Source organism: Streptomyces sp. WELS2, from assembly GCF_013870595.1.
Classification (GTDB): domain Bacteria; phylum Actinomycetota; class Actinomycetes; order Streptomycetales; family Streptomycetaceae; genus Streptomyces.
In genome coordinates this window covers 1-3,517 of sequence record NZ_JACBWZ010000665.1, presented here as the reverse complement: position 1 = coordinate 3,517, position 3,517 = coordinate 1, and the positions used below count along the sequence as shown (strand labels likewise).

General features: G+C 73.4%; 4 protein-coding genes. 1 reads left to right on the top strand and 3 read right to left on the bottom strand.

Going from position 1 to position 3,517, the window contains the following annotated elements; translation table 11 throughout:
• Positions 1–38 precede the first annotated feature (38 nt).
• Together H5J33_RS27720 and H5J33_RS27715 are read right to left on the bottom strand one after the other, a co-directional pair.
• A complete protein-coding gene (locus tag H5J33_RS27720; RefSeq protein WP_181797571.1) occupies positions 39–497 on the bottom strand; it encodes a cyclic nucleotide-binding domain-containing protein in 459 nt (152 codons plus the stop codon).
• A gap of 272 nt (positions 498–769) precedes the next feature.
• The gene (locus tag H5J33_RS27715) at positions 770–1,012 is read right to left on the bottom strand and encodes a hypothetical protein (protein WP_181797570.1); all 243 of its coding nucleotides are present in this window, start codon (positions 1,010–1,012) and stop codon (positions 770–772) included.
• 328 nt (positions 1,013–1,340) lie between these two features.
• On the opposite strand from H5J33_RS27715, the gene H5J33_RS27710 reads away from it, so the two are divergent.
• A complete protein-coding gene (locus H5J33_RS27710) occupies positions 1,341–2,219 on the top strand; it encodes a SigB/SigF/SigG family RNA polymerase sigma factor (protein ID WP_181797568.1) in 879 nt (292 codons plus the stop codon).
• Positions 2,220–2,223: 4 nt separating this feature from the next.
• On the opposite strand, the gene H5J33_RS27705 is transcribed toward H5J33_RS27710, so the two are convergent.
• Positions 2,224–3,517, bottom strand: a 1,294-nt coding sequence (locus H5J33_RS27705) for an FUSC family protein (protein WP_181797567.1), incomplete at its 5' end; no start/stop codon positions are given.

The following is a 3,517-nucleotide window of genomic DNA, read 5'->3' as shown; positions in this document are numbered from 1 at the left end:
CCCGGCACTGCGCCGCTACCGCGTCTGAACGACGGGGCCTAGAGGGGGCCGACCCGCCGGCGCATGGTGTACTGCTCCATCAGCTTCCCGCGGGTCGTCTCCAGCCGGTGGGCGAGGATCTCGGCCACCGTCCGCACCACCGACAGCCCGAGCAGCGGATCCTCCACGCACAGCGCGAGCACCGACGGCCCGTCGAACTCGTAGGCGCGTACGTCGGTGAAGGCGACCGCGCCGAAGTCCCACTCGTACGGCGGGAACAGCCAGGACCAGCCGAGCAGGTCGCCCGCGCCGAGCGTGGCCACGGTCACCCGCTGCCGGGTGGTGACCTCGGTGTCGAGGTGGACCGCGCCCGAGCGGATCACCCAGAACCGGTCGGCCGTGCCGCCCGCCTCGAAGATGCGGCTGTCCTCCGGGAAGGAGACCTCCTTGGCCACCTCCATCAGACGCTCGCGCTGCGCCTGGGGGAGGGCGGTGAGCAGTTTGATCGCTTTGGTCATGGCGCGGGGCTCCTCGCCGGCGGCGGTTGCGGTGCGGGTGCTGTGCTCCATCCCATTTCAGCCGCTGCCGCCGCCCCGGGCACCTCGAGGCGGGGCGCCCGCCGTCTCCCGGCCGCTTGCGGGCAGGGGAAAGCCCTGGCTGGACGGGGGAAACCAGCCAGGGCGGCATGTGGTGACGCGAGGAGGGGCAGTGCGCGTTCCCGCGCGGCTCCCGCACCGCGTATGGATGAACGATAAACCATTTATCGGGCCTCCCCATAGCCCATATCGGGTCAGGTGACCTGTTTCACTCCGTCCGCCCGTACGGGGGCCCCGCCCGGGCGGACGATCTCCTCCAGCACCCGCAGCACCGCTTCGAAGGCCCGCGCCCGGTCCGCCGCCTCCGCGGCGGCCTCCGGATCCGTCGCCGCCAGGCTCCGGGCCCGCTCCCGCCATGCCTCCTCCTGCGCCGCCGCGTGCTCCCGACCGCGCCGGATGCGGCGCAACAACTCGTCCGCGTCCACGACATCCGTCATGTCCGGCGGGTACCCGCAACCTTCCGGGTGATGACACCCGTACCGCGCGTGTCCGTCCGGGAACGCGCCCCGGCCGCGTTCCGCTTGGGCCGAAGCGGTTCCCGAAGTTCCGTTCAGGGCGGTGTTTGCCCGCCGGGCGAGGGGGCAGGCGGAATCTCGTGCTTCGGACCGGAGGCGCGCGCCCAGCGGGGAAGAGACCCGCTGCCTGGGCCCCTCCCGCCGGGCCCGGCGGCTCACCCGCGGCGAAACCCTGACACCACCGTTCGGGCCAGAACCCGGAACCCCTGTTTCCGGAGGTGCCCTGCAACACGTTCAGGAGCGATTCCGCATGCTGACCGACATGTCGACAAGCCGTCCCGGCACGACCACCCCCGCCACCGGCGGCACGACCACCTCCGCCACCGGCGGTGCGACCAGCCGCCGCAACCACGACGACGCCCCCGACACGGCGGCGCTGTTCGCCCGGATGGCGGAGCTGGAGGACGGCCCCGAGCGGGACGCCGTACGCGATGAACTCGTCACCGCCTGGCTGCCCATGGCCCACCGGATCGCCGGGCGGTTCCGCGACCGCGGCGAGTCCGTGGAGGACCTGCGCCAGGTGGCCGCGCTGGGACTGGTGAAGGCCATCGACCGGTTCGACCCGTCCCGCGGCGCCTTCGAGAGCTACGCCGTGCCGACGATCACCGGAGAGGTCAAGCGGCACTTCCGCGACCGGATGTGGGCCCTGCGGGTGCCCCGCCGGGTCCAGGAGCTGCGCAACCGGGTCCGGGTGGCCCGGCGCGAGCTCACCCAGAACCCCGGCAGCCCCGAGCCCACCGTGGCCGACATCGCCGCCCACACCGGGCTCACCGAGGAGGAGGTGGCCGCCGGCATGGAGGCGCTGGAGAGCTTCAGCACCCTCTCCCTGGACGCCGAGCTGTCCGCCGGCGACGACGGCTACAGCCTCGCCGACACCCTCGGCGAGACGGACACCTCCTACGACGTCGTCGTGGACCGGGAGGCCGCCAAGGAGGGACTGCGCCGGCTGCCCGAGCGTGAGCGGGCCATCCTCTACATGCGCTTCTTCGAGGACATGACGCAGAGCCGCATCGCCGACCGGCTCGGCATATCGCAGATGCACGTCTCCCGGCTGATCAGCCGCAGCTGCGCCCGTATCCGCGAGGAGGCGCTCGGCACCCGCCGGCCCGGTCCGGCCGGATCGCGGTAGCCGCTCAGCGGGCCGGCCCGCCGGTCACGCCGAGCGGACGCGCCAGACCGGAGACCGCCTCGTCCAGCCGCTGCAGATGGCGCAGGACCCGGTCGGTCACCCGGCCGTAGCGCGGGGTGCGCAGGGTTCCCGGCTCCAGCATCGACGCGATGCTGGGGCCGCTCTCCATCTCCACGGCGGCCCCCGGGTCGGCCACGTGCGCCGCGATCGCCTCGATGTTGTGCACGATCCGCCCGCACGCCCCGCGCAGCCGTGGATCGGCCGCGATCGAGGGGTGGGTCGGGAGCAGCTCCGCCGTCGCCGCGAGGGACCGCCCGTGGTACGCGCAGGTCTCCAGCAGCGCCACCACGTACCGCACCGAGTCCCGGCGCGAGCGCAGCGGGGTGATCGGATGGGTCAGCGGCTGGGTGGCCGCCCGCAGGTCCGCCAGCGCCTGGTCCAGCTCCCGCGCCCGCTCCACCAGATCGCCGCCCGTCCCGCCGCTCAGCTGGTCGACGGCGCCCCGCGTGACATCGGCGAGCCGGTCCAGGACCGCCACCAGCAGCTCGTTGGTACGGCGGTCGGTGTGCACCGGCAGCACCACCGCCGCGGCGAACACCCCGCAGGCCGCGCCGAGCGCCGTCTCCTCGATCCGCAGCACCAGCACCCGGGCGCTGTAGGTGTTCAGCAGCGTGTACAGCAGCCCCAGCATCGCGGTCACGAAGAACGACATCAGGGTGTACGACAGCGGCGCGCTGTAGAACATCGCGAAGATGAACACCAGCACCAGGGCGAACGCCGTCCAGGTGTGGTGCCCGACCAGTCCGGCGAGCCCGATGCCCGCCACCACGCCGAGCACCGTGCCCAGCAGCCGCCGGTAGCCCTTCACCAGGATCTCGCCGGTGGAGGCGGTGTTCAGGAACACGATCCAGCAGGTCAGCACCGCCCAGTACCAGCGCTGACTGGACAGCAGCTCACCGCCCGCGATGGCCAGCGAGGAGCCGACGGCCACCTGCAGGGCGGCCCGGGTGGTGGGCCGCGCGAGCCCGGCCGGCTCCGCGTCCTGGGGGGCCTGTTCCTCGCTGATCTCGATCGCGGCGTCCTCCGCGTCCAGCTCCTCGCGTGAGCGGGCGGTCGCCGGGGTGTCGGCGGACTCGTCCTGCGGGCCGTCCAGGGCCAGACGCAGACCGAGCGAGGCGCGGGCCGCCTCGCCGAGCCCCCGGAAGACGTCCTGCACGGCCGGGGACGCCTCGGGCAGGTTCTCCTCCTCGCGGTACCCCAGCAGCCGGTTGCGCACCTGGGCGAGCGCGGTCCCGGAC